Origin of the sequence: Mangrovibacterium lignilyticum (assembly GCF_010882175.1) — a bacterium.
Taxonomy (GTDB): Bacteria; Bacteroidota; Bacteroidia; order Bacteroidales; family Prolixibacteraceae; genus Mangrovibacterium; species Mangrovibacterium lignilyticum.
The window spans coordinates 1,563,883-1,589,636 of record NZ_WKLH01000002.1; the positions used below are offsets into that span (position 1 = coordinate 1,563,883).

Annotated in this window: 21 protein-coding genes; 4 read left to right on the forward strand and 17 right to left on the reverse strand. The window is 43.9% G+C overall.

Annotated elements, in window-relative coordinates:
• The 8 genes from GJV22_RS13390 to GJV22_RS13425 all read right to left on the reverse strand — a co-directional run.
• The coding region (locus tag GJV22_RS13390; protein ID WP_163714299.1) for an HYR domain-containing protein at positions 1-1,650 on the reverse strand (1,650 nt) is incomplete at its 3' end.
• Positions 1,651-1,720: 70 nt separating this feature from the next.
• Positions 1,721-2,047 (reverse strand): hypothetical protein, encoded by a 327-nt coding sequence (locus tag GJV22_RS13395; protein ID WP_163714302.1) that lies wholly within the window; start codon positions 2,045-2,047, stop codon positions 1,721-1,723.
• Positions 2,048-2,466: 419 nt separating this feature from the next.
• The gene (locus GJV22_RS13400) at positions 2,467-3,264 is read right to left on the reverse strand and encodes an amidohydrolase (RefSeq protein ID WP_163714305.1); all 798 of its coding nucleotides are present in this window, start codon (positions 3,262-3,264) and stop codon (positions 2,467-2,469) included.
• 38 nt (positions 3,265-3,302) lie between these two features.
• On the reverse strand, positions 3,303-3,854 hold the full coding sequence (locus tag GJV22_RS13405) for a 1-acyl-sn-glycerol-3-phosphate acyltransferase (protein ID WP_163714308.1): 552 nt from the start codon (positions 3,852-3,854) through the stop codon (positions 3,303-3,305).
• 3 nt (positions 3,855-3,857) lie between these two features.
• A complete protein-coding gene (locus GJV22_RS13410; RefSeq protein WP_163714311.1) occupies positions 3,858-4,523 on the reverse strand; it encodes a B3/B4 domain-containing protein in 666 nt (221 codons plus the stop codon).
• A gap of 159 nt (positions 4,524-4,682) precedes the next feature.
• Positions 4,683-5,333, reverse strand: coding sequence for a ferredoxin--NADP reductase (locus tag GJV22_RS13415; RefSeq protein ID WP_163714314.1), 651 nt, complete (start codon positions 5,331-5,333; stop codon positions 4,683-4,685).
• Between the two features lie 13 nt (positions 5,334-5,346).
• Positions 5,347-6,210 (reverse strand): lipoyl synthase, encoded by an 864-nt coding sequence (gene lipA / locus GJV22_RS13420; RefSeq protein ID WP_163714317.1) that lies wholly within the window; start codon positions 6,208-6,210, stop codon positions 5,347-5,349.
• Between the two features lie 72 nt (positions 6,211-6,282).
• A complete protein-coding gene (locus tag GJV22_RS13425) occupies positions 6,283-7,572 on the reverse strand; it encodes a hypothetical protein (protein WP_163714320.1) in 1,290 nt (429 codons plus the stop codon).
• A gap of 172 nt (positions 7,573-7,744) precedes the next feature.
• On the opposite strand from GJV22_RS13425, the gene GJV22_RS13430 reads away from it, so the two are divergent.
• From GJV22_RS13430 to GJV22_RS13440, 3 genes are all read left to right on the forward strand, one after another.
• Positions 7,745-8,563 (forward strand): FRG domain-containing protein, encoded by an 819-nt coding sequence (locus GJV22_RS13430; RefSeq protein ID WP_163714323.1) that lies wholly within the window; start codon positions 7,745-7,747, stop codon positions 8,561-8,563.
• A gap of 80 nt (positions 8,564-8,643) precedes the next feature.
• Positions 8,644-9,087, forward strand: coding sequence for a DMT family transporter (locus GJV22_RS13435; RefSeq protein WP_163714326.1), 444 nt, complete (start codon positions 8,644-8,646; stop codon positions 9,085-9,087).
• A 464-nt stretch (positions 9,088-9,551) separates the two neighbouring features.
• Positions 9,552-10,112: a DUF4251 domain-containing protein gene (locus GJV22_RS13440; protein ID WP_163714329.1), complete on the forward strand. Its 561-nt coding sequence runs from the start codon at positions 9,552-9,554 to the stop codon at positions 10,110-10,112.
• Positions 10,113-10,291: 179 nt separating this feature from the next.
• On the opposite strand, the gene bglX is transcribed toward GJV22_RS13440, so the two are convergent.
• The 9 genes from bglX to pta form a co-directional block, all read right to left on the reverse strand.
• Positions 10,292-12,565 carry a beta-glucosidase BglX gene (gene bglX, locus GJV22_RS13445; protein WP_163714332.1) on the reverse strand — a complete coding sequence of 758 codons (2,274 nt, stop codon included), beginning with the start codon at positions 12,563-12,565 and terminating at the stop codon, positions 10,292-10,294.
• A 183-nt stretch (positions 12,566-12,748) separates the two neighbouring features.
• On the reverse strand, positions 12,749-14,221 hold the full coding sequence (gene rhaB / locus GJV22_RS13450) for a rhamnulokinase (protein WP_163714335.1): 1,473 nt from the start codon (positions 14,219-14,221) through the stop codon (positions 12,749-12,751).
• Between the two features lie 99 nt (positions 14,222-14,320).
• Positions 14,321-15,589 carry a glucuronyl esterase domain-containing protein gene (locus GJV22_RS13455; protein ID WP_163714337.1) on the reverse strand — a complete coding sequence of 423 codons (1,269 nt, stop codon included), beginning with the start codon at positions 15,587-15,589 and terminating at the stop codon, positions 14,321-14,323.
• Positions 15,590-15,610: 21 nt separating this feature from the next.
• Positions 15,611-16,822, reverse strand: coding sequence for a cation:proton antiporter domain-containing protein (locus tag GJV22_RS13460; RefSeq protein WP_163714340.1), 1,212 nt, complete (start codon positions 16,820-16,822; stop codon positions 15,611-15,613).
• 92 nt (positions 16,823-16,914) lie between these two features.
• Positions 16,915-18,006, reverse strand: a complete 1,092-nt coding sequence (gene buk, locus GJV22_RS13465; protein ID WP_163714343.1) for a butyrate kinase — start codon at positions 18,004-18,006, stop codon at positions 16,915-16,917.
• 81 nt (positions 18,007-18,087) lie between these two features.
• Positions 18,088-18,990, reverse strand: a complete 903-nt coding sequence (locus GJV22_RS13470) for a phosphate acyltransferase (RefSeq protein WP_163714346.1) — start codon at positions 18,988-18,990, stop codon at positions 18,088-18,090.
• A gap of 178 nt (positions 18,991-19,168) precedes the next feature.
• Positions 19,169-20,380 carry an acetate/propionate family kinase gene (locus GJV22_RS13475; RefSeq protein WP_163714349.1) on the reverse strand — a complete coding sequence of 404 codons (1,212 nt, stop codon included), beginning with the start codon at positions 20,378-20,380 and terminating at the stop codon, positions 19,169-19,171.
• A 14-nt stretch (positions 20,381-20,394) separates the two neighbouring features.
• A complete protein-coding gene (locus tag GJV22_RS13480; RefSeq protein WP_163714352.1) occupies positions 20,395-21,366 on the reverse strand; it encodes a 3-hydroxyacyl-CoA dehydrogenase family protein in 972 nt (323 codons plus the stop codon).
• 6 nt (positions 21,367-21,372) lie between these two features.
• Positions 21,373-22,380 (reverse strand): phosphate acetyltransferase, encoded by a 1,008-nt coding sequence (gene pta / locus GJV22_RS13485; RefSeq protein WP_163714355.1) that lies wholly within the window; start codon positions 22,378-22,380, stop codon positions 21,373-21,375.
• 444 nt (positions 22,381-22,824) lie between these two features.
• Here pta and GJV22_RS13490 point away from each other — a divergent pair, with 444 nt between their 5' ends.
• A complete protein-coding gene (locus GJV22_RS13490; protein WP_163714358.1) occupies positions 22,825-25,740 on the forward strand; it encodes an FAD-binding and (Fe-S)-binding domain-containing protein in 2,916 nt (971 codons plus the stop codon).
• The last annotated feature ends 14 nt before the right edge of the window (positions 25,741-25,754 follow it).

Genomic DNA, 25,754 nt, shown 5'->3' on the forward strand with positions numbered 1-25,754 from the left:
AATAATCTGGTCAAGTGAAGCTGCGTTACCACAGTCGTCCGTTGCTGTCCAGGTACGGGTAATCACATAGTTTCCTGCACAGTTGCCCGCTGCGGTTGCATCACTGAATGCTACTGTTGCAATACTGCAGGCATCTACTGCAGTTGCTGAACCTGTGCTTGCAGGTGTATTGTCGTCAGTACAAGCAATAGTCACATCGGAAGGCATCGTTAATACCGGAGTTGTATTATCTACAACGGTTACGTCGAAGCTGCAAGTGCTTTGATTTCCGTCGCTGTCTTGGAATACATAGACAACAGAAGTTGTACCTTTATCAAAAGTGTCACCTGGATAATGAGTCTGGCTAAATATTGACAACGATCCATCGCAATTATCCTCTGCGGTAGGTTCTGTCCATGTAACGGTTTGCGAGCACGTGAGTGGATCAACGTCTTCACTATTCACCGTAATATCGTCCGGGCATCCTGAGATAGCGGGAGAGCTATTTTCTGCTACTATTACAGTAAAATCACAACTCGAAGTTGGATAACTTAGAGAAAGATCCTCTGAATCTGTCAAATAAGATACTGCAGTAACAGTGGTTTCTCCCTTTGCGAAAGAGAAAGGGAAAGTAATTTCTGAAGAACCAATGAAGTATCTGATTTCAACATCGCCATCATCACATACGATGCTACCTTCACTATCATAAAGCCAGTTAACGGAAAACGGACTCTCGTCGGCAACATAAGAGCATGTATCCGTATTGGCATTGAAGGAATAGCTTGCTACAGGACTAGGGCAGTCAATCATAGGTGGTTCAAGTACTTTAATTGTAAATGAACATGTGTCTTTCTGTTGTGTAACACCGTCCGGTTCTGTGTATGTTGCGATATAGTCAATAGTATACTCCCCTGGTGTAAAAAAGCTACCTGAAGTGTAATCTGGTTTTGCTATTGAAAAATCGATTTCATCACTACATGTTCCTGAGTTAGCAACATACCCATCAAACTCCAGATTATCCACTGTTAGATTTGAAAGTATTTGCTTCGTCCCTTCAAACTCAATCATTAAATAATAATCATCCGCTACTTTAGTTGTGGGCACTATAAGAGTTATCATGTCAGTTGTATTTCCATAACTGAAATTTGTATCAACCGAAATTGTATCGTTATAATCAGCACTTATAGTGTATAAATTTATGGGAATATCAGTAGAAGTCGGATTAATCACCGTCAAATTCACCTCAGATCCTATACCGCCTTCAGCATTCGGAGGATCAAGATAAACCAAAGGCGTTACTACAAATGGATAAGTATCTTTTATTCCATTTGATTGAAACAATTGCAAATTATTGTCTCCAGTCCTCTGTACATAGTTGAATACCCAACATTCGAACTTAACCTCAGAAAAATTAAACAACATTGTAAAAGAGCTAACATTAGCTCCCCCCAAGGTGAATGATGGCTCTTGCCAACTAACATAAGCTCCCCAGCTACCGTTCTGATAAGTGCTGGCACAAACAGTGTCATTCGAAGCACAATAATCTTTTTCCAGGGTTAAGCCAGATGTTGAATCCTGCCCAAAAACGGTAAATGAAGAAATCAAAAGTACAATTGAAAAAGCGATCGCTTTAACATACTTTAAAAACACGAGGTAAATATTCGTTTTCATAAGTCTAACATTTTTAAAACCAAAAGTTGGTGCGGTTGAGCTTTCACGCAACTCGACACGAATAAAAAGCTTAATTCAGAGTCAGGCTGATGTTTTGAGACAGAACACTATTCTGCATCATCACAAATTCATCCTGAGGTAATCGATCTATATCGTTCACTTTAAAATTCGATTTCAGCATCAATTGAAAAACCATTGCTAATGAGTTTTCAGAATTGACCTGTCCCTTTGGCAAAATGCGACTTGACGAAATATTGGTAAGTAACTTCACAAGACCTGTGAAGTCAGATTGAAATTTGTTTTGTTTTACTTCAACTTTTAGGCTGGATTGCCACTCTTCTCCTACAAAACATAACTTTTCAACGAAATAAAAAATCCACGTAGAATTTTTATTCATACACTTTCGCTTAGTCTGTTGTGCGGTAATTTTCAAGCACACCGCATTTGCTTTTATTCCCACGTATCGCTTCTAGAAATTCTCAACACCAGTTTTATGTTGAAAATCGTATTAGCAAGGTACGGCAACGGACCAATTCAAATCAAGAGGCAAGTGCGAAGAGCCCCCCATTATTGGACAAACAGAGGCTTTGAGATAGCAAAATGGGTAAATGAGAAAGCGAATAATTGAGTTTTATTAACAAACATGTGTTTAATTCAGCTATTTCTGGCTATTTCCGGAGTCTGGAAAACCCCTAAAACGTCGAAAATGGAGAAGGGTTAACAAAATGAAAACGAAAAACAGACTAAACAAAACAGCTTTCCATTATTCATACTTAAGAATAAGGGGAAGCACCTATAATACTACTACAGTGAAAGTTATAAGTACAAGGTATAATCATCGCCATCCGGGAGCACAGGAAATTTTGATCTAAAGTTCAGCAACGACTCCAAAGACAGCTTTTGAACCACGATATTTGCAGCATTTCCGGCATGTTCAAGCACTGATCCCCGCGCATCGTAAATGAGGCTATCTCCGGAATAGTGAATACCATTGGCATCACTCCCAACACGATTTACTCCTGCCACAAAAGCCTGGTTTTCGATCGCCCGGGCTTTTAGCAAACATAACCAAACATCTTTTCGAGGTGCCGGCCAGTTCGCACAATTCAATAATAAATCGTAATCATTCCGATTTCGGCTAAAAACAGGGAAACGCAAATCGTAACAAACCTGCGGCAAGATGCGGAATCCATTCAACTCAACGATTTTTCGTTCTTTTCCGGGCATAAAATGATCGTTCTCCTGCCCCATTGAAAAAAGGTGACGCTTGTCGTAGAATTCCAATCGCCCATCCGGCCGGACAAATACAAAGCGGTTCCGAAAACTAGTGTTCTCCCGAATCATTAAACTGCCGGCAAGGACTGTGTTTAATGAGGCTGCTTGCTTTTTCATCCATGAAACAGTTTCTCCATCCATTGGCTCAGCAAACCGTTCAACTTGCATAGAGAAACCTGTGGAGAACATCTCTGGTAGCACTACCAAATCGACATTCGATGGAATACTTCCAAACATTGACTCAAAGTTTCGAAGATTGGCATTCACATCTTCCCAAACTAAATCAGCCTGAATAAGTGACAAAGTCAACACATTCTGATTATTTGTAGAAACTTCCATCAGTCATGAATTTAAAAGATTATAAACAGAGATACGCGTCAATCATCCAAGGTGAATTTTTCCGGGTGCTTCCCCACTAATCCACGTGTATGATAATAAGTTTTCATCCGCCGAATATCCTGCTGCGGATCATTACTCAGGTCCAACGTTTCAAGCCAGCCGACTTCCTTTTTTCCGAAATCGAAAAAACCAAGGTACACAATGGCTCCTGTTGCTTTAGCGATCGTGTGAAATCCAGCTTTCCAGCGGGTAGTCAGTTCCCGCGTTCCTTCCGGAGTAATAGCCAGGTGCATGAATTCCCGACTATTCATTTCTGCTATTATTTGTTTCACAACGGTCGTTCCTTTCGATCGGTCAATAGGAATAGCGCCGGCTTTACGGAGAAAATAACCGACTGGCCAGAAGAAGAATTCCTTCTTGATAACAACATGCGCCACGCCTCCAACCGAAGTATAATACAAATACGAAATAACAAAGTCCCAGGCACTGGTATGCGGGACTCCAATAATAATCGCCTTTTTATGGGGCATCACTCCGTTTACAGCTTTCCACCCCAATAAGTTCAGTAAAAAACGACAAACAGCTTGCATGTGTTATACCGTAATTTGATACGTTTCCAAATGACTAGCCGAAGCATAGTCACTCAACAATTTTACCGCAATTTGGCTTGATTCATAAAGTATGTGCCCTCCTTGATACGACACCAAAATCATTAAAAAACGTTTGGTATCAGGTCCGACTCCGGTCCGTTCCGAATCAGATGTCGGGGTTCCGAAAGCCCCACGCTGATCCCTGAATACCGGCATCCCTTCAATATTAAGTGTTCCTCGCCCCAACCCTTCATAAGGTTCATCAGCTTTTCCAATGCCCATAACAACATTCCCCTGAATTTTATCGGCATCATATCCGCCAATAGAGAGTCCTGAGTGAATGGAAACAAAATTCAACGTATCGACAACATTGTTAATTTGGTATAAACCTTTACCGCTGACCACCCGCCGCAGTAAAGCCTCTGCAGACAACCGATAGCGAGCCGGATCTTTACCGCATGCTTTATAGGCCTCGCGCGAAGATGCTATTGCCTCAATATGCCGGATATTTTCAACTTCCAACTTCGATGCAATCTCCCGACATTTGGCCTCAATCAATTGCCACAGATCTTCCCTAAACAATTCAACCCGAACATTACATTCAATACAGGACAAAAACAGATCGGGGCATTTATCTGCTAACTCCTCTGAAATTTTAATATTTTTCATAATGAAATTCTTTCACCTCAATTAGCACTGACAATATATTAAGCTAATCTCTTATAAGGCGGAACCTAATAGCAAAAATAAAAAATAGCAGCGCTTGGCTGCTATTCTTTTCTTAAAATCTAGAATCTTAACTGTAAAAATTGTGGCAAGAGTAGTTTTCTAAAAGAATACTTCGGACCGAATATTTTCGGCACTAACTCCATATTTCTCTAACAAATCCGTTACTTCTTCAATCATATTTGAGTTACCGCACAGGTAACAAATAGTATCTTTTTCCACCGGGTTTTCTTTGAGGTAGAAGGTTACCCGACCGAAATAGTCTTCACTTTCTTCGCGCGATGTGCACAAACAATACCGATAAGGTTTAAAAGCATCACGGGCGTATGCTTCATCCGAAAAATGAACGCCGTGAAGCAGCCTGTAATTCAAGCTCGGGTAGCTTCGGACAAAAGACCTGAACGGTGAGATCCCCGTTCCTGTCGCAATAAATAAAGTTGGATGCCCGCTAATTACCTGTTCGTCCAAAACAAAGAATCCCCGAGGACCTTCGATCTGAATGTCGGATCCAACTTTTAAATGCCGCAAATAGCGCGAGAACTCACCATCTTCAACTTTGCGAATTAAAAACGAAAGCCGATCTTCCTTATCCGAACTATAAATGGAATACTCTCTCCCCTCTCCGGATTCAGGATTTCGAAGGACAACATACTGTCCGGGGGTAAACTGAAAACCTGCCCGATCGAAATGCAGGACAAAAGTCTCCGGTGTGAGTTCCTGAAACTCAATTAACTTGTGTAATGATTTGTTCATAAGTGGTTTGATATTATGCATTAACGTGCCGCTCGGCATGGTAGGACGAGCGCACCAAAGGGCTGCTCTCCACATACCGGAATCCACGCTTATAGGCTTCTTTACGGTAGGTTTCAAATTGTTCGGGGGTGATGTATTCCACAACTTTCATCAAATGCTCATCGGGTTGAAGGTATTGTCCCAACGTCAAGACTTTACAACCGGCTTCCTTCAGATCATCCATTGCTTCCAGTACTTCCTCGGGTGTTTCGCCCAAGCCCAGCATGATGCCTGATTTGGGAACAATTCCTGCTTCAGCGATATAGGATATTACTTTCAAACTACGCTCATAACGCGCGGTGCTACGAATTTTCGGAGTCAATCTTTTAACGGTCTCCAGGTTATGCGAAATCACTTCAGGTTTGGCATCAATCACCTTCTGAACCAATTCTTTTTTGGCATGAAAATCCGGGATCAATGTCTCCATTGTTGTATTCGGATTCAACTCTTTCACCCGGCGAATGGTTTCAGCCCAAAAACGGGCACCGCCATCAGGCAAATCATCCCGATCGACCGAGGTAATCACGCAATGTTTCAGATTCAAAGTCTTGATTGTTTCAGCCAAACGACGCGGCTCATCCCAATCCACGGGATCAGGAATCAAATTTTGCACATAACAAAAGCGGCAATTGCGGGTACATTTGTCACCCAAAATCATAAAGCTTGCAGTACCTGCATTCCAGCATTCGCCTTTATTGGGGCAATTCCCGCTGGTACAGATTGTATTTAGTTTGTGGTCAGTTATTAATCGTTTTACCTTCGAATAGTTCTCTCCGCTAGGCAGCTGCGATTTCATCCAACGGGGTAAGCGCTCCCGTGTATTTGAGCTATCAGTCATTTCAAAATAAGTTTTGTCCTCTAAACAAGAAAACAGCCACCTTGTTCATAAAAAAAGACTTCGATATCCGGGTTACTTCTTTCGGGAAAGCGGTAGAACATATTCAAAACCAATTTGAAAATCGGGCGCATTATTGATAAAGAAAAAATCTTCGCCAATATAGAAGTTGAATTGGCGCGACTTTCGCTGCCAACCAAGGACTAAAAAAGCCTTGTAAGAAAAGTAATACAACGAGGCCGGGGTAATTTTTGCCAACCAAAATTCCTGGCTGATATCTTCGCCTTCCCACGTATCGCCTTCATGCAAAAAACGAATCCCAATTTCGTCATAGTCCACCTGCCCCCGATCATTGTTACTCCCTTTCATCAATGCTCCCTGAAAATTATTCATCAGTCCAAACTGCAAAATGCTTTCCTTCGAAACCTTTATATTTCCGCCAAAATACATTTTGATGGTTTCCCTGAAAGATTGATCGATTGCTTTTACACCCTCTCCTGTTTTCAAGAAAGTGGGCATCGTCAATCCGGCATCAAAAGCCAGGGTCACCGATGTTTGAGGACTCGATAGCTTATCGAGCCGAAAACCAGCCGACATTCCGGGAATCAGATACCGGTGCAAACTATTAAAAGGCACCGACAGGTGACCGCCAATATTCAATTGAAAATGCGCGTATTCCGTATTGCGGTTTATCACTTGCCGGTAATAGTGGGCGTCCAGCACGCTTGTGAACCATTCCCCTTGTTCCTTCCGGTATTTGTTCCCATCCTCATCGATAAACTGAATACTTGCCCGGTTAAAAGGATACAACTTTCGCCCGTAATTATCATCAATGGCAAAACGCGTGTGAAAAGTCTCGATAAAACGATCGCTCACAAAATAATGCAGCGGCGACGATCCGCCACTAAGCAGGTGGACATTCATATTCAGAATGAAGCTGTTCCGCTCCTTCCACTTCCGGATCCAGGCAAAACGAAAATGCTGCAACACGCCATCCGACTGGTAGGTCTTCACCTTCGACTGCACACCGACAGATTCAAAATAAGTTGGGCGCCAGGTCATGTAAAGTTCCCGATTTACTCGTTGTTGCGCCTTTGTCAAATTTTGCGGATAATACATCCACGCTTGCGGATGCCAGGTATTTCCCATGCTGTACGAAACAGCAAACTGGTCGCGCACACCATCATCTGCCGGAAAGTAGAAAGGCAAATCCAAGGCAAAAATACCGACGGCATGCTCGGGATTGATCGCCGAAAAATAGATGGGTAGCTGCAACATCCGGTTCTGTTTTTCAACGTCCTGTGCCGCAAGTCGCCATGAAATATGAAGGAGCAACAGGAGTAAAAAACAGCTTCGGAAAGTCATAATTGTTTGTTTCGCGATGAGTTCTCTAAGATAGCTTTTCCAAGGTAAACATTCTGTAAAATCATCCGTTTTTCAACCTTTCACTCAACTAAAATTTATAACTTCCGTCTTCTTTTCAGGTTAAAAAACAAGCAACATCTGAAAGCGAAAATTAAAAGTTACAACAGCAAAAATGAACAGCAAAGCGATTTATCAAAACGACCACGTGGTAAGCAGTTGGGAAGAACTGTGTGAAGAAGTGTATCAGGATTCGTGGAAACCCGGTATGGGCCGATACCGTTCCGATTATGCTTTCCGGGGTTTATCGGATTCAACCTACGAACTAAAAAACAGCTTTCTTCGCAACTGCGGCGCCCGTCCCGAGTTGGAATACCATTTGCTGCGGAATTTCCGAAAATATTCCATCTCAAAAGAAGCCCAGCTTTCGGGGTCATTTTGGCGTGCACTGGTAATGGCTCAGCACCACGGCCTGCCAACCCGCTTGCTCGACTGGACTTATTCACCTTTTATTGCCATGCACTTTGCCACGGTAAATACCGATAAATACGATCTGGATGGCGTGATCTGGAAAGTTGATTTTGTGAAAGCAAACCAGCTCATCAGCGAACCGCTGAACAAAAAACTGCTCGAAGAAAAGTGCAACGCCTTTACCGTTGAAATGCTGGAGGAAAATATCCACTCTTTATCGGATTTCGACCAGGTTATGGGGAATGATCAGGTTGCATTTTTTGAGCCACCATCCATGGATGAGCGCATTGTCAACCAGTTTGCTTTTTTCTCGGTCATGTCGAATCCCACGGCTATTTTAGACGACTGGCTGATCAAACATCCCGATATGTTTCGACGATTAATTATTCCCCAAAAGCTGAAATGGGAAGTACGCGACAAACTCGATCAGGCCAATATCACCGAAAGGGTACTTTTCCCGGGTCTCGACGGGCTGGCACATTGGTTGAAACGTCATTACAAACCGGCTTCAGGACCGATTTAGAAAGATGCCCTTTAAAACCGGGGGCAAATACCATGCGGGCTCTGCACTTTTTGTACTTTTGAAGTCAAAAATTGAGCCCCATGAAAATATTCTTCACGTTTATTGTTTTAATTATTGGCTTTTTACTGGCCATTCAGGGTAGCATCAACACCCAGCTAACAACCTATCTGAAACACCCGCTACAAGGCGCTTTGGTGAATTTCATGGTCGGTTTTATCTGCTTAATCGGTCTGAATTTCTTGTTTCGGACGCAAACACCCGATTGGGAACAGGTGAAAACAGCTCCCTGGTATTTATTTGCCGGAGGTATGCTGGGCGCCATTTTCGTTTCATCGGTCATTTTTTTCATCCCCAAAATCGGTGTTACAACAGTCTTGGCTGCCGCTATTGCCGGGCAAATGATCGCTGCCTCCATCATCGATCATTTCGGATTCTTTGGCTTGGCTATTCACCACATGAATGCAGGTCGTATCGCAGGCATACTTCTGTTATTGGCCGGAATTTTCCTGATTCAGAAGTACTGACCGGCCAAAAATTCGCTCTGCCAATTTCACCCCGAATAAAAAACCTCGCAAGACAGTTCTTAAACGTTAACAGCTCCCAAAACATGTTGCAGGGCAGTTCTTAAACTTTAACAGCCCTCAAAACATGTTGCAGGACAATTCTTAAATTTTAACAGCGTCCAGGAAATGTTGCAGGACACTTCTTAAAGTTTAACAGGCTCCGTGCACGCTTGCGGGGATACGGTTAAATTTCAACAGCGTCGAAACGGGAGCTCCGGGCCATTTTTAACATTGAACAGGTCCGGAAATCGCCGCCGCGGACCTGCTTAAATATTCAGAACATCGCCAATAAAACACCCAAAACAAAAACACTGGTGTACCTCCAAATTCCCTTTTGCCGGCAGGTATCGCTTAAAATAGGCTTTCAATAGAGCCCTTGCAATAGTTTCCAAAATGCAGTAAATTGAGTATAAAATTCAACCAATATGAAATCTGCTTTTTTAATCTCAATGATCCTGGGAACGTGCTTAATCGCCAACTCAGTCGACGCACAAAATTCGGACAAGCAAGCCAAAAAACAAGCCAAGAAAGAACAAAAGGCATTGCTGCAGCAACAAAACATGATTGCAGTGACCCAAGCCATTGATTCGTTAACCTTTGTCGTAGAAGCCGACCGGCTACAAAGCAAAGCCGGCAGAACCATTAATGTATCCTCCAACTTAAATTTCATTGCAGTCGACCATGAATCTGCATTTATTCAAATTGGATCAAATGCAGCCATTGGATCGAATGGAGTCGGAGGTGTTTCTGTGGATTCAAAAGTCACGAAGATAGATATTGATAAGAATGAGAAGAGAGGTAGCTATTTAATTCGAATGACTTGTATGTCGAGTGCCGGTATTTTCGACATCAGCATCAGCAGTAACAGTGATGGGCAAGCCGTGTCGGCAACGATAGGCGGAAACTGGGGAGGCAAATTAACTTACCAGGGAAAACTGGTTCCTTTAAAACAATCTACCGTATATAAAGGCTCACCCCGTTATTAGTGGTTCACGGCGAAAGGAGTAAAAGCAGAAAGAATAGGACCGGCAACTTCGTGCTGTAAAAACAAGTCTTCGCAAGCTGTATCATAGACATTCAATCTGAAGCATCGACAAACAGACGTGTGCCGAGATCGCATAAAAAAAGCCGGCTTCCACCGGCTTTCATCTATTTTAGCGATAAGTTACTTCAATTTGAATGCACCTTTTAAACCAGTTTGTGAGTTGGTACCCACCCACAGGTTGAAATCGCCGGGTTCAGCTTCCCAAACTTTCCAGGCTGTGAAAAACTTCAAATCATCTGAATCCAGTTCAAACGTGACAGTTTGACTTTCACCAGCTTTCAGGAAGATTTTCTTATACCCTTTTAACTCTTTTACCGGGCGGGCAATGCTGCCGTACAAGTCATGTACATAAAGTTGTACCACTTCCTCACCGTCCACATCGCCGGTATTTTTAACCGTCACACGAACGTTTAACTTTTGATTAGCTGAAATTTCGTTGGCGCTAAGTTGCAAATCCGAGTAATCGAAGGATGTGTAACTTAAACCATAACCAAAGGGGAACAAGGGTTCGTTCGACTCGTCGGTGTAGTGCGACCAGAAAACTGTTCCGGTATCATCGGCACGTCCCGTGCTGAAATGGTTGTAATAGATGGGGCATTGACCAACCGAACGAGGAAACGACATCGGCAGTTTCCCGGCAGGATTATAATCGCCAAACAGCACATCGGCGATGGCATTTCCGGCTTCAGAACCCAATTGCCAGGCCTCTACTATTGCAGGTACATTTTCAGCCATCCAATCGATTACCAACGGGCGACCATTCATCAGCACAACCACTACATTTTTATTGACCGCGTAAACTGCTTCGAGCAATTCTTGCTGGTAGCCTTTCAAGCTAATATCGGTCTGACTGCGACCTTCACCGGTTTGAAAACAGTTCTCACCCAACGCCATTACAACCACATCCATCTTTTTGGCTAACTCAACAGCCGCTTCAATTCCTGACGGATCGGTCTCGTTGTACTGCAAATGTTGCTGAAAGGCCGGTGTGTTTGAAACAAAGACAGGCCCGCGCTCAAATACAACAGCACTATTATCAGTTATCACATTCGTTATTCCTTCCAGCAATGAAACGGCCGAACCAGTCACAGCCTGCGCACGCCAGCTTCCGAGTGGCGAATCTTTATCGTCGGCCAAATCTCCAATCACGGCAATCTTCTGACCGGCTTTCTTCAGCGGCAACAGATGATTTTCATTTTTCAGCAAGACTATACTTTTTTTGGCAACTTCACGGGCAGCAGCCAAATGCTCCTCGCTCAAAACCAAGCCCTCTTCATCCAACTTGCTATATTTATAAGGATCATCGAATAAACCCAATTCATATTTGATGCGCAACACACGACGTGTAGCATCGTCGATCAGTGCTTCGTCAATGCGACCCTCTTCAACCAATTCTTTCAGGTGATCGATGTAGGCATAACCTTCCATGTCCATATCCGATCCGGCCTTTATCGCCAGATAGGCCGCTTCTTTCAAATCGGCAGCCACACCGTGATTATGCAACTCGCCAATTGAGTTCCAGTCGGAAACAACAAAACCATCAAAGCCCCAGGCTCCTTTTAGCATATCGCGCAACAAGTGCGGGTTCGAAGTTGACGGAACGCCCCCAATCACGTTGAATGAGTTCATCAGCGTAGCCACACCAGCATCCACGGCCGCATGAAAAGGAGGGAGTACGACATTTTGCAAGGTATACTCGCTAATATCAACTGTGTTGTAATCGCGACCAGCTTCGGCAAAGCCATAAGCGGCAAAGTGTTTGGCGCAGGCAGCAATGGTGTTTTCCAAAATCAGATCGCTCCCCTGAAAACCGCGAACCTGTGCTGCCGACATCACTGATCCTAAATAAGGATCTTCGCCGGCACCTTCCATGACCCGTCCCCAACGGGCATCACGCGAAATATCAACCATCGGGGCAAAAGTCCAATGTATACCCGACGCAGCCGTTTCAACAGCCGCAATATGAGCGCTTAACTCGGCAGCCGAAGCATCCCAGCTTGATGCGGTTGCCAATGGAATCGGGAACATTGTTTTGTACCCGTGAACTACATCGTAGCCAAAAATCATGGGAATCCCCAGACGCGTATTCTCTACCGCCAATTTCTGAGCTTTTAGAGTCGCGTCAGCACCCGTCACATTCAACATTGAGCCCACCATGCCGCTTTTAATCTGATCCAGCATTTCCTGCTCGCTACTTCCCGCCGGGGCGGGACCGGTCATCTCCCACCGTGAGGTGTACTGGTTCAACTGGCCAATTTTTTCGTCCAGCGTCATTTTCGAAAGAAGTTCATCGACCTTCTTTTCAATAGCTGTAGTTTTCTGTTTTTCTTGTGCCTGTACACCTCCAAATACGACAAGTGTGAACATGGCACCAAAGAGCAATTGTTTAAGCATTTTTGTTTGTTATTGATTTAGATTGAAAGCAAATATAGGAATATGTGTCCTCAGAACAAACAGCTTAAAACTCTTATAAAACAAGCAAATACCAATAGGGGATTTATCGTTTTCAGGAATAAATCCCATCTAATTGTATTTCAAACACTAACCTTTGAAAGAGATTGAGAATCATCTGAAAAATTAAACTGAAATTTTTGTGAATTTTTCGTATGCAGTTTGCCAACTTTTATCCAAACTTGGATTGAACCGTTTTTGCTGAAACGATTCGCGGACAATTTGCCTGATCTCTGCAAGGGACTTAACGACTCCCAACGCTTTCGCCTGCATGAGAATATTGCCGGTAGCAGTCGCTTCGGTAGGACCTGCCCAAACCGGCAATTCGCAAACGTCTGCCGTTATTTGGTTCAGGAAATCGTTGTTACAACCGCCACCAATTACATGTATCCGGTCGATATTCTTAGCACTCACCTGACGAATTTCATCCAATACCTGACGATATTTCAGCGCCAGGCTGTCGTAAATACAGCGAATAACTTCGGCATGAGATTCCGGCCGTCCCTGCCCCGACTTTTCACACCAGTTTGCAATCGCATCCGGCATATTACCCGGATTCAGGAAACAGCTGTCATCAGGATCAATAATAAAGCGAAAGGGTTCAACCGTTTTTGCCAGCTCCACCATCTCCGGCCAGCTGTATTCCTTTTTAGAAGCCCAAGTCCGGCGGCATTCCTGGATGAGCCACATGCCCATAATATTTTTCAGAAAACGAGTCGTCCCTTCGACCCCGCCTTCATTTGTAAAATTCAGCTCGAGTGTTTTGTCTGAAATAATTGGCTCTTGCGCTTCAATGCCAAAAATCGACCAGGTCCCGGAACTGATGTACGCAAAATTGTCATCAACGGCCGGTACAGAAGCAATCGCTGAAGCAGTATCATGGCCCCCAACAGCAACCACAGGAATCTGCTCGCTTCCTGTCTCCTCGGCGATATCCGACTGTAGTAGTCCGATTTGTTGCCCAGCTTGAATAATTTCACCCAAAATATTGGTGGGAACCCCTGCTTTCGAAATGAGTTTTTTTTGCCATTCACATTGTCCGGGAACCAACATTTGGCTGGTACTGGCAATCGTAAATTCCGTTTTAGCTTCCCCTGAAAACAAGTAATTTAATGCATCGGGGGTGAAAAGAATCCGGTCGGTAATACCCAACAGCGGAGCATTGGTTTTCACCATGGAATACAATTGAAAAAGACTGTTGAATTGCATAAACTGAATGCCTGTTTGCCGGTAAACCTCATCTTTCGGTACGAGTTTAAACAGATCTTCCATGGCTGTATTGGTCCTCGAATCACGGTACGCATAAGGCAACGACAGAATCATTCCGTTTTTATCCAAATGCACAAAGTCAACACCCCAAGTATCTACCGCTATCGATTCGGGCTGAACACCAAATTCACGGACACACTTTGTCAGGCCCGTTTTCAACTCTTGAAAAAGGCTGAAAATATTCCAAAAATAATGTCCGTTAATGCGCTGCATTTGATTGGTGAAGCGATGGATTTCCGTGAGTTCCAGCTTCGCATTGTTCAAGGTTCCGAGAATAGCGCGGCCACTGGATGCCCCCAGGTCGAAAGCCAGGAAATGATGAGTAGGCATAGTCTGATTTGTTTCGTTTGAAAAACGAAATTAACGATTTTCATGAAACTATGCTGCAGTGTGCTGCTAATTATTTAAAAATTGACAAGAGTCGAAAATTTATTGGACGACATACTTTTTCGCCCAAGCCAGGTATTGGTCCCAATCATACGATGTTACACCATGTTTACCAGTCCGCAAATGATAAGAAATTACTCCCCCAACGGGGTGTTCCGGCTCTGGCATTTTTACTGCAACAATGCCGGGTATATCGTACAATTGATACACCGAAGATGCGATTTTGGTAGCAAGAAATTCCCCTTTTGGATCAGCCCACAAGTCTTCGCTGGCACTACCAACATATAAAGGTCTGGGAGCAATTAACGCCAACAGCATATGCTGGTCAACCGGGAGACGATCTTCGAATCCATTGTATTTTTTGAAATTGCCGCAGAACCATTGCGGGAAATTCCGGTTCACCACAGCAACCGTCTCACCAAAGCAACGACGTGACAAGGCTGCACCCATACACCCTGAGTTATTGGAAATACAGGCAGCAAATCGCTGATCGCTGGCAGCTGCCCATAAAGCAGCCTTTCCCAGCCGGGAATGTCCAAACACCACAACCTGCTCGTTGTTTACATCTGAATCCGATTCCAGGTAATCCATCACACGTGACAAGCCCCATGACCAAGCGGCCATTGCCCGCCACTCGTCAGGGGCGGGTTCTTCCTGTCCCTCTTTATACAATAAAGGTTGAACGCCGTCTTCAAAATCGTCCCGATCCGGGTCGACGTCACCGTAAAACAGGGTTACAAGTCCAAAACCGGCGTCCAATATTTTTTCCACATCCCATCGCTCCGCATCATACCCTCTCGATTGTTCGGTAAATTGGTTGTGAACGATCCCAAACGAAGGATTGTTGTTCACCCACGATTCACTGATCCGAATCGCAACATCGCCGGCAATTGAATGGTTTCCCAAAAAATTATATCCTACTATCACCGGTACCGGCCCTTCTGTTTTAGGCAAATACATCAGAACCCCAACTGATAACTCGCGGTTATTGACACTGAAAACCAAATCGAACTGTTTTCGGATGGCTTTACCCCCGAATGCATCGCCTGAAGCTTCATATGTTATGACATCCGGCTTTTCCAAAACTCCGGGGACCTTTCCGTATACTTCCTGCGTAAAAAGCTGCAAAATCTCCGGCCGGCGAATCTTCTCCCATTGCTCTGATCGTTTGATCTTTCTTCCCTTAAAGCTCTCGAACAAATCGGGCAGTTCATATTCCGGAACTGCTGCTTCGTTGTAGTTTGTTCTAAGCTTCTGAGCAAAGCAGTTTATGAAAGTAAACAAGAAAAGTACGGAGAAAATTCGTCTCATTCTATTGGTTTAATTATGCTTTCATTTTACGATGGTATTACTTTCAGCTGCCACGTCACCCCTGTTTTTATCGTAAATAAGCGCTCCGGCCATGATCAGGCTTGACGCCATAATAACCAGTAAAAGCGTTCCACTTTCGAATTCAGCAACTGTAAATTCAGACGGGATAGCGTAAAACAGAAGAATAGAGATCAAGCCACGGGGAGCCAAAAATATTTGAGGGATAATATCTTTCCGGTCGATCGCCATAAACAGGATAACACGGATTAAATATAGAATCAGGATCAAAGATCCGCTAAACAGCCAAATATCCGGGTGTACCAGTGTATTCAGGGACAAACTGATGCCGAAAACGACAAAGAAAAAGGTCCGAACCAAAAACGATGTTTCAATGGTTACCACTTTAAAATTCTCAAATAACCCATCGATTGCATCAGGCTTCAGCCACTTTTTCAGACGTCCGAAGAGCAATATCTTGTAATTACCGAGTAGCAAACCAAACATGAGAATGATCAACAGAGAGGAAAGGTGAAACAACTTAGCAACCGCATATAGAAGGACAAGCACCGATAAGAAAAGGAAAAAGCGGGCTTGCGATTTAATATTCTGAATAACCAGCAATAGCAGATAACTCAACACAACCGCCAGCACCATCGTTAATACAATATTGCCACTCAGTACCAACGCCACTGTTCCTGCTCCATCCAGGTTAAAATTCTCAATGAGGAAATAGAAAAACATAATCCCCAGAATATCCGAGAAAGTGCTTTCGTAGATCATGAACTCCCGCTTGTATTTCCCCAGGTTACTGACACTCGGGATAATAATTGCGCTACTCATAATTGAGAATGGGATGGCATAAACCAATGCCGGTAAAAAGCCGATATTCTGAACAAAAAACTGTATTAACCAAGCAATTAGTAAGCTGGATGCAACTAATGAAAAAAGTGCAATTAAAAATGATTTCCAAATGATGGGCCATTTCTCTCGACTGAGTTGTAAATCGAGTGCTGCCTCCAGCACGATCATAATCAGCCCTACAATTCCTAAAACTTCAAGGGTATTGAAGTATTCCGGTTCCATCCCAAAATAATTCAATAGCTGCCGTAATCCCATTCCCAGAAAAATCAACATCAACACACTGGGGATGTTCGTTTTTTTGGCAATAATATTAAAGATGAATGATATAATAATTACAACGCAAAGGCTGATTACAAAGAGGTACGAGCTCATATAATTCCGTGTTTTTACCCTTGAAAGATAACAATATCCTCTGTTAAACGGGATAATCAACTAAAAAATAAGCGAGACAAATAGGACGTCCGTTACTCCTCCATACGGGGGGTATACTTTTTTGCCGACAGCTCTCCCCGGGCGACCATCAGAGCATTCATCGCCAAAGCTTCCAATTCGTCTTCACCCGGATACACAAAAATTGGCGCAATGAATCCAACCCGCTTTTTGATTAAGTCAACAAGTGCTTGGTTGTGCGCCATTCCCCCTGTCAATAAGATGCCGTCAACCTGACCGTTTAAAACCGCAGCCATTTCACCGGTTGTTTTGGCAACCTGGTAAGCCAATGCTTCTTCAATAAATTGCGCCTGTTTCTCGCCAGCCAAAGCCCGCTTGTGAACTTCCAACGCATTGTTGGTACCCAGATAAGCGACATAACCTCCTTCGCCAACGACCATTCGGTAAATTTCCTCCTTCGAATATTTCCCACTGAAACAGAGCTCAATGAGCTGACCAACGGGAAGCGAACCGCTCCGTTCGGGACTGAAAGGACCATCACCATCCAGTGCGTTGTTTACATCGATTACCCGGCCATCGACATGTGCGCCAACAGAGACGCCACCTCCCAAATGCACCACGATTAATCGCAAATCCTCGTAATGTGCACCGGTTTTTCGGGCATGAACCCGGGCTGTCGCCTTTTGGTTCAGCGCATGAAAGATGGACCGTTTCCGAAACATGGGATGTCCGGTGATTCGGGCAATCTCCTCCAATTCATCGGTAACAACCGGATCAGCGATAAACGCGTGGGCTCCGGGAATCTGACTGGCAATATAATCGGCAATAACCGGCCCCAGATTGCTGGCATGTTTTCCGTAGATCCCCGCTCGTGCATGTTCCAGCATGAATTGATCAACCAGGTAGACACCGGATTCCAGCGGGTAAGTTAATCCACCCCGACCAATAATGAATTTGATTTTGTCGATGTCAATTCCCTCTTCAACCAACGCGTCGATAATCATTCCTTTGCGGTAACCGAATTGCTCGATAATATCAGCATAGGCAGAAAGCTCATCCACAGAATGACGAAGCGTTTTATTCAACACACACTTTTCATTGAAATAGACGGCAAATTTTGTCGAAGTAGAACCTGGATTTATGGCAAGTATTCGGTGTTCACTCATTAATTCGGACTTTAATTCCCAAATCGCTTTTTATTTTTAGTTGATCTTATCTCTTTCGGAAAATGAATTGACTGTTTGCCTTTAACTGCTCAATAAAGCGGCCAATGCAATCGAATTTAGTTTGGTTTGAACACTGTCTCCGCGCGACGAAAGAATTGCCGGAACTTTTGAACCAACAACAACCGCCGCTTGATTTGACGCGCAAAATTTGGCGCTCATTTTATAGAACACATTTCCAGCGTCAATGTTGGGAAACAGCAAACAATCAGCACTTCCTGCAACCACTGAATTGACCTGCTTGATTCGTGCAGATTCTTCATCCAATGCCACATCCAATCCCATCGGTCCATCAATCATCCCTCCTGCAATTTCGCCACGTTTCCCCATCTCTACTAATTCTGCTGCATCAACGCAGGCCTGTATTCCCGGTAGAACCTGCTCGGTAGCAGCAATCAATGCAACTTTTGGATTCGCTATTCCAAACCGGTGTGCTGTGTCGATCAGGTAAGCAATCATAATCGCTTTTTGCTTCAAACTGGGATACGGGATAACTGCAACATCGCTCACAAACAAAAGCTTTGGATAAGCCTGCTGTTCAATGATTGCCAAATGACTCAACACTCCCTTCTCTCCAATCATGTTAAACTCCTTATTCAACAAAGCCCGCATATATTTGTCAGAGCTAATCAGCCCTTTCATGATACAATCGGCTTTCCCTTCAGCAACGAGTTGCAGCGCCAATAGCGCAGCTTCATCTTCCGACGATGCCTTCACCACCTTAAACCGGCCGTGTGGTATTTTCAGGTTCTGACAGCTCCTGAAAATTTGTTTCATGTCGCCGGTTATGATAACATCAACCAAACCTAATTCAACAGCTTTTGATGCCGCTTCCAAACTATGATCATCAACGCCGTTTACCAAAACCATTTTTTTTCGGCTTTTGCCCTGCGCAACTTTCAGTAATTCGTCCAGATTTTTAATCATAAGGGTGTTATTTTTCAGTGAAATTAATACATCCTTCAGTATTTTACCCTATTATATATCAGACTTTCAGTCAAAGTCTCCTGCTATAAAACAAAAAATCCGATACGCTCACGTATCGGATTTTTAAATAGTATTACAGCTTTTGTCTTAGATTACAAGATGTAAGAAGACTACCGTATTATGCTTTCACTTTTTCGTTGACAATTTTTTCGGTATCCAAGGCAATCATCAATTCTTCATCAGTTGGAACGACCATGACACTTACTTTTGAATCAGCTGTACTGATTACTCCTTCTTCGCCATAGACCGAGCCATTTTTAGCTGTATCAGTTTGAATACCCAGGAATTCCATCTCAGAGCAAACTTTCTCGCGAACATAGGTTGCAAATTCACCAATTCCACCGGTGAAGAGCAGAATATCTACTCCACCCATTGCGGCAATATATGAACCAATATACTTTTTGATCTTATAGCAGTAAATGTCGATCGCTGTCTTGGCTTTTTCGTTCCCTTTGTCGGCAGCTTCTTTGATTTCACGCATGTCTGAAGAAATGCCTGTCAACCCTAACATACCACTATGCTTATTCAGCAAGGTATTCAAAGATTTCATTCCAATTTCTTCTTTTTCCATGATGAACGTAGCAGCACCAACATCCAAATCACCGGAACGAGTACCCATGATCAACCCCTCAAGCGGCGTAAATCCCATGGTTGTATCAACTGACTCACCATTTTGGATGGCAGCAATTGAAGCACCGTTTCCTAAGTGACAAGAAATAATTCGTGTTGATTTATAGTCGCGACCAGAAACCTCGCAAGCACGTGCTGATACATAACGGTGGCTTGTTCCGTGGAAACCATAACGACGGATTTTATATTTCTCATACAATACATGAGGAATACCGTACATGTAGGCTTTTGCATCCATTGTTTGGTGGAAAGCCGTATCGAACACCCCAACCTGAGGAATACCCGGGATGAGCTCTTCCATGGCTTCAATACCTTTGATGTTCGGCGGGTTGTGCAAAGGAGCCAAGGCGGTACATTTCACCAATGCATCGATAACTTCATCAGTTACAAATTCACTGGAGCTGAAAAATTCACCACCATGAACAACACGGTGTCCTACGGCATCAATTTCATCGAAGCTTTTCAGACAACCATATTTTGCGCTGGTCAGAATACCCAGAACGTATTCAACACCGGCTTTGTGGTCCAGAATCTCACCTTCAAACACGATGGTTTTGCCATCTTCTGTCTTGTGTTTCAGGAATGACCCTTTCATGCCTAACTTCTCAATACCACCTTTTGCAATCACGTGGCGGTCATTCATATTGAAAAGCTGATATTTGATTGAACTACTTCCGCAGTTTAGTACTAAAATCTTCATTTTCTAATGGTTTACTAGCATTTTTGATCGGTTGGACTAACCCGGTTTCCTTCTTCGTCATAGTCGTAGAAACCTTTTCCTGTAACTTCTCCTAATTGCTTAGCGCGAACCAAACGTTTAATGTAAGGAGAAGGCTTATAGCGTACATCGCCAAATTCGTTGTAAATGTTGTCCATCCAACGGACGATCTTGTCCAGTCCCATTTTATCAGCCATCTCAAATGGACCGATTCGCATACCGAAACCAATATGCATGGTTTTATCGATGTATTCAACAGTTGAAATTCCTTCCATCAGCATTTCGCAGGCTTCATTCAGCATGACAACGAACATCCGCACAGCGAGCAATCCGGCTGATTCTTCAACCGGAATAACCTTGCGGTTAATCAGTTGAACAAACTTGCAGACTTTTGCATATGACTCTTCCGAAGTGTACAAACCTTTCACAACTTCAACCATTCTTGCTTCAGCCGAAGAAATCAGGAAATGGATACTCACACAACGCTCCTTGTGAACCAGTTCTGAAGACAATTCGGTAATTACAATCGTTGTTGAGTTTGTGGCGATGATACAGTCTTCATCAACAACCTGCTCAATTTGCTTGAAGATTGCTTTTCTTTCCTTTAGTTTTCCACCACGGTCAACTGCGCGAATGGCTTCGATAACAAAATCGCAACCGGCTAAATCTTTATAATCGAGTGATCCTTTAATACGAGAAAGAATGGCTCTTTTTTCACCTGAAGTCAACCCCCAATGTTCAATCCGGTTGTCCAAAACTTTACCGATATTCCGGTAAGCTTCGCGAATTTTATCTTCGTTAACCTCAATAAAGACAACTTCAATTCCGTAGAAACTGGCAACGCGGGCAATGTTTTGTCCCACGATACCGCAACCAACAATCCCTATTTTTGAAAACAGGGTCTTTGATTTTTCCTTTTTGATTAAGCCAAATTCTTCAATGGCTTCATATATTACTTCGCTCGACATATCTTCTTATTTTTCGAATTCAGTACCAGCCTGATTTGAAGTGATAGCAACCATATTAACAATATCACTCACTGAACAACCTCTCGACAAATCGTTGATTGGTGCAGCCATCCCTTGTAAAACAGGTCCAATAGCTTCGGCACCAGCCAGGCGTTGTACCAGTTTGTAGCCAATATTCGCAGCTTCCAAACCAGGGAAAACCAACACGTTTGCACGTCCGGCAACTTCACTGTCAGGAGCTTTCAGCTTGGCGACTTCTGGCATTAAAGCAGCATCTAACTGCATTTCGCCATCAATTTTCAAACTGGGGTCCATTTCACGGGCAATGCGGGTTGCATTCGCTACTTTATCAACTAACGGGTGAGCGGCACTACCTTTTGTTGAGAAACTCAACATGGCAACACGCGGTTCCATTCCTACGATCGCTCTGGCTGTTTTAGCTGTTGTAACAGCAATTTCAGCCAACTGACGTTCGTCGGGATCCGGCATAACGGCACAGTCGGCAAATACAAGAACACCATCGTGTCCAAAATGAGGGTCGTTAACAAACATCATGAATGCTCCTGATACCACGCTTACACCAGGTAATGTTTTTACAAACTGAAAAGCAGGACGTAAAACATCGCCGGTTGCATTGATGGCTCCGGCAATTTCGCCATCGGCATCACCGTTTTTAATCATCAGCGGAGCAAAAACCAACGGATCGTTCAACATATCCAACGCTTCTTCTTTGGTCAACCCTTTTGATTTTCTGATTTCAACCATCAAGTCAGCATAAGCATCGCGACGGCTGTCAGTCTTCGGATCGATCAAAACAGCGCCTTTGATATTCACACCAATTTCTTCAGCGACTTTCACAATCTCTACCGGATTTCCCAAAAGGGTGATCCGTGCAATATTTTCTTTTAAAATGATTTCGGTTGCTCTCAAAGTACGAGGTTCTGTTCCTTCGGGAAGAACGATTCTCTTTTGGTACTCCTGAGCATTTTTAATGACACGTTCAAGTAGTTTCATTTGTATAGAGCTATATTTATAATACCTTCTTAAATTTCCAATTTGTCCCGAGATGAAATAATTGTCCGGAAATACAGGTACGTTGAACCGTATCGGTAAAATTTCAACGGGTAAAACAGGGTAAACTTTTAAAAAAACCGGTCAGTCTGTAAATGTTTTTTTAAGGCTGAATGATACTGCTTGCAAAAATAAAGAAAATAAAGCCTGCGCCTATCCAAACCGAGTATTTTAATTGCAAGACCTGTCAAAAATCAAGCTTTTCGTCTAAAACTGTCAAAAATTCGACCTCTCTGTGCAATCGATTGTACTGCATTATTAAGTGTTTGCGGATTTTCTCGGTCAATATTAATTTTTCTTAAACTTTACATTTCCACAATTCCATGCTTAGGCTCCCACTCCGAGAAATTAAATGGTTAACTTTGCTCTTATTCACTTCCGAAAATTATGAATCAGATCGAAACATTAAATCGGCTCAAAGAAAAGCTAACCGGAGATTTATTTACTGAAAATGTCCAACGCGTCCTTTATGCCACCGACGCATCATCATACCGGGAAATACCACAAGCTGTTTGCAAACCCAAGAATGCCGAAGATATCCGTCTCATCCTGGCGTACGCACGCGAAAACGAAACGTCCGTTATTCCCCGGGCAGCAGGAACCTCGCTGGCAGGTCAGGTTGTTGGCGCCGGGATCGTCGTCGACATTTCGAAATACATGAACAGGATCCTTGAATTCAATCCCGAAGAGAACTGGGTTTGGGTTGAACCGGGTGTTAACCTGGCCGAATTAAACCAGTTTCTCGCTCCGCATGGCTTACAGTTTGGTCCGGAAACATCGACCGCTAACCGTTGCTGTATCGGCGGAATGGTCGGAAACAATTCCTGCGGGCTGCACTCCCTCGTTTACGGCAGTGCACGCGATCATCTGCTCGAAGCGGAATGTATCCTCTCCGACGGGGCATCGGTTACCTTTAAAGCCATCACAAAAGACGAGTTTCAGGCCAAATGTATGTCCGATCCAAGCTTACTCGAAACACGGATTTACCAAAACATATACGAAACACTTTCAACTTCGCACAACCAAAAGCAAATCCGTAAAGAATTTCCCGATCCGAAAGTAAAGCGGAGAAACAACGGCTACGCCATTGATGTTTTGCTTGAGTCTGATCCTTTTACTGAAAACGGTGAGCACTTAAACCTGTGCAAATTACTGGCAGGAAGTGAAGGAACACTCGCATTTTCAACCAAATTAAAGTTGAATTTAATTCCACTTCCTCCCTCGCACAACGGATTGGTTTGCGCGCACTTCTCCAGTTTAAAAGAAGCCTACGAAGGTAATCTCATTGCCCTGACACACAAGCCTACAGCTATTGAGCTAATGGATGATATCATCATGAACTGCACCAAGGAAAACATTGAACAGCGAAAAAACCGCTTTTTCATTTCCGGCGATCCGGCAGCCATGTTGATGATTGAATTCGCTTGTGAAACACTGGAAGAACTCCTGCAAACCGCTGCCAACCTGGAAGCCGACTTACGCATTGCAGGACTGGGATATCATTTCCCGCTGGTACAGGGAGAGGAAAACATTAAGAAAGTTTGGGCGCTGCGAACTGCAGGCCTCGGCTTACTGTCGAATATTCCCGGAGACAAACGCAGCACAACTGTGATTGAGGACACTGCTGTGGCACCCGAATATTTGCCCGATTACATGGAAGAGTTCGATCAGATATTGGAGAAATATGGCTTAAGCTGTGTGAAATATGCGCACATTGCGACAGGCGAAATTCATTTGCGCCCGCTGTTAAATCTGAAAGATGAAGGCGATGTTGACTTATACCACACCATTGCCAAAGAGATTGCAGCACTGGTGAAAAAATACCGCGGGTCGCTGAGTGGTGAGCACGGCGACGGACGCCTCCGCGGCGAGTTCATTCCCTTCATGCTGGGCGATCACAACTATCAACTCATCAAGAAACTGAAGAAAACCTGGGACCCCAACGACATCTTAAATCCCGGCAAAATAATCGACACACCGCCGATTACCGAAAACCTGCGCTATTTGATTGGCCAACAAAAAGAGTTTGACACCACCTTTGATTTTTCAGAAGAGCAGGGTTTGCTTCGTGCCGTCGAATTGTGCAATGGCTCTGGCGACTGCCGCAAAAGCTCCCTGATTGGCGGCACCATGTGCCCCACATTCATGGCGACAAAAGATGAAGATAAAACCACTCGCGGACGTGCAAATGTCTTGCGTGAATTCCTGACCCGTTCAGACAAAGCCAACCCCTTCGACCACGAAGAGATTTACGAAGTGATGGACTTGTGTCTGTCTTGCAAAGCCTGTAAAGCTGAATGCCCGTCAAACGTAGACATGGCCAAGCTGAAAGCAGAGTTTCTGCAGCATTACTACGAAATTCATGGCATCCCGCTCAGAACCAAACTAATCGCATATTTGCCCCAGTTGTACAAAGTTGGCCGGACTTTCCGCCCCATAACCAACTGGATGAGTAATGCCGACTGGTTTAAAAAAGCGATCGGCTTTGCCCCTCAGCGCCAGGTCCCGAAACTATCGAAACTGAGTTTGCGGAAATGGTATAAAAAACCAACCGAAATTAATGGCGCTCCAACCGGGAAAGTCTATTTGTTTGCCGACGAATTCACCAATGAAAATGAAAGCGATATCGGCATTAAAACGATTTTATTACTGAATAAACTGGGTTACGAAGTGGTCATTCCCAAACACCGCGAAAGCGGAAGAACATTTCTGTCGAAAGGGTTACTGAAAAACGCCAAGGCAATCGCGACTGAAAACATTGCTTTGCTGGCCGACCTGGTAACAGAAAAAACACCACTGGTTGGCATTGAACCTTCTGCCATTCTGACCTTCCGCGACGAATACCCCGACCTGGTCGATGGCGAACTAAAAGACAAAGCCCGGGAGCTGGCTAAAAATGCGCTGCTCATCGATGAGTTTATCGCCAGTCAGTTTGAAAAAGGGAAAATCAACAAACACCTTTTCACTACCCAAAAAACCGATATCAAGCTACACGGACATTGCCAGCAAAAGGCCATTGCCTCGACAGGCCCAACCCGGAAAATGCTCGAAATACCGTCAAACTATCAGGTAACGGAAATTAAGAGCGGTTGCTGTGGTATGGCCGGTTCATTTGGCTACGAAAAAGAGCACTACGAATTGAGCATGAAAATCGGTGAGATGATTCTCTTCCCGGCCGTTCGCGAAGCAACAGCAAAGGAAATCATTGCAGCACCGGGAACATCCTGCCGCCATCACATCCTTGAAGGAACCGGGAAACAAGCCCTGCACCCTGTTGAAATTTTATACAACGCCCTGAAGTAACAGGAACATCAGGA

Coding starts and splice junctions, on each gene's coding strand:
- GJV22_RS13395 (WP_163714302.1), bottom strand. CDS start 2,047: ATGAATAAAAATTCTACGTGGATTTTTTATTTCGTTGAAAAGTTATGT.
- GJV22_RS13400 (WP_163714305.1), bottom strand. CDS start 3,264: ATGGAAGTTTCTACAAATAATCAGAATGTGTTGACTTTGTCACTTATT.
- GJV22_RS13405 (WP_163714308.1), bottom strand. CDS start 3,854: ATGCAAGCTGTTTGTCGTTTTTTACTGAACTTATTGGGGTGGAAAGCT.
- GJV22_RS13410 (WP_163714311.1), bottom strand. CDS start 4,523: ATGAAAAATATTAAAATTTCAGAGGAGTTAGCAGATAAATGCCCCGAT.
- GJV22_RS13415 (WP_163714314.1), bottom strand. CDS start 5,333: ATGAACAAATCATTACACAAGTTAATTGAGTTTCAGGAACTCACACCG.
- lipA (WP_163714317.1), bottom strand. CDS start 6,210: ATGACTGATAGCTCAAATACACGGGAGCGCTTACCCCGTTGGATGAAA.
- GJV22_RS13425 (WP_163714320.1), bottom strand. CDS start 7,572: ATGACTTTCCGAAGCTGTTTTTTACTCCTGTTGCTCCTTCATATTTCA.
- GJV22_RS13430 (WP_163714323.1), top strand. CDS start 7,745: ATGAACAGCAAAGCGATTTATCAAAACGACCACGTGGTAAGCAGTTGG.
- GJV22_RS13435 (WP_163714326.1), top strand. CDS start 8,644: ATGAAAATATTCTTCACGTTTATTGTTTTAATTATTGGCTTTTTACTG.
- GJV22_RS13440 (WP_163714329.1), top strand. CDS start 9,552: ATGAAATCTGCTTTTTTAATCTCAATGATCCTGGGAACGTGCTTAATC.
- bglX (WP_163714332.1), bottom strand. CDS start 12,565: ATGCTTAAACAATTGCTCTTTGGTGCCATGTTCACACTTGTCGTATTT.
- rhaB (WP_163714335.1), bottom strand. CDS start 14,221: ATGCCTACTCATCATTTCCTGGCTTTCGACCTGGGGGCATCCAGTGGC.
- GJV22_RS13455 (WP_163714337.1), bottom strand. CDS start 15,589: ATGAGACGAATTTTCTCCGTACTTTTCTTGTTTACTTTCATAAACTGC.
- GJV22_RS13460 (WP_163714340.1), bottom strand. CDS start 16,822: ATGAGCTCGTACCTCTTTGTAATCAGCCTTTGCGTTGTAATTATTATA.
- buk (WP_163714343.1), bottom strand. CDS start 18,006: ATGAGTGAACACCGAATACTTGCCATAAATCCAGGTTCTACTTCGACA.
- GJV22_RS13470 (WP_163714346.1), bottom strand. CDS start 18,990: ATGATTAAAAATCTGGACGAATTACTGAAAGTTGCGCAGGGCAAAAGC.
- GJV22_RS13475 (WP_163714349.1), bottom strand. CDS start 20,380: ATGAAGATTTTAGTACTAAACTGCGGAAGTAGTTCAATCAAATATCAG.
- GJV22_RS13480 (WP_163714352.1), bottom strand. CDS start 21,366: ATGTCGAGCGAAGTAATATATGAAGCCATTGAAGAATTTGGCTTAATC.
- pta (WP_163714355.1), bottom strand. CDS start 22,380: ATGAAACTACTTGAACGTGTCATTAAAAATGCTCAGGAGTACCAAAAG.
- GJV22_RS13490 (WP_163714358.1), top strand. CDS start 22,825: ATGAATCAGATCGAAACATTAAATCGGCTCAAAGAAAAGCTAACCGGA.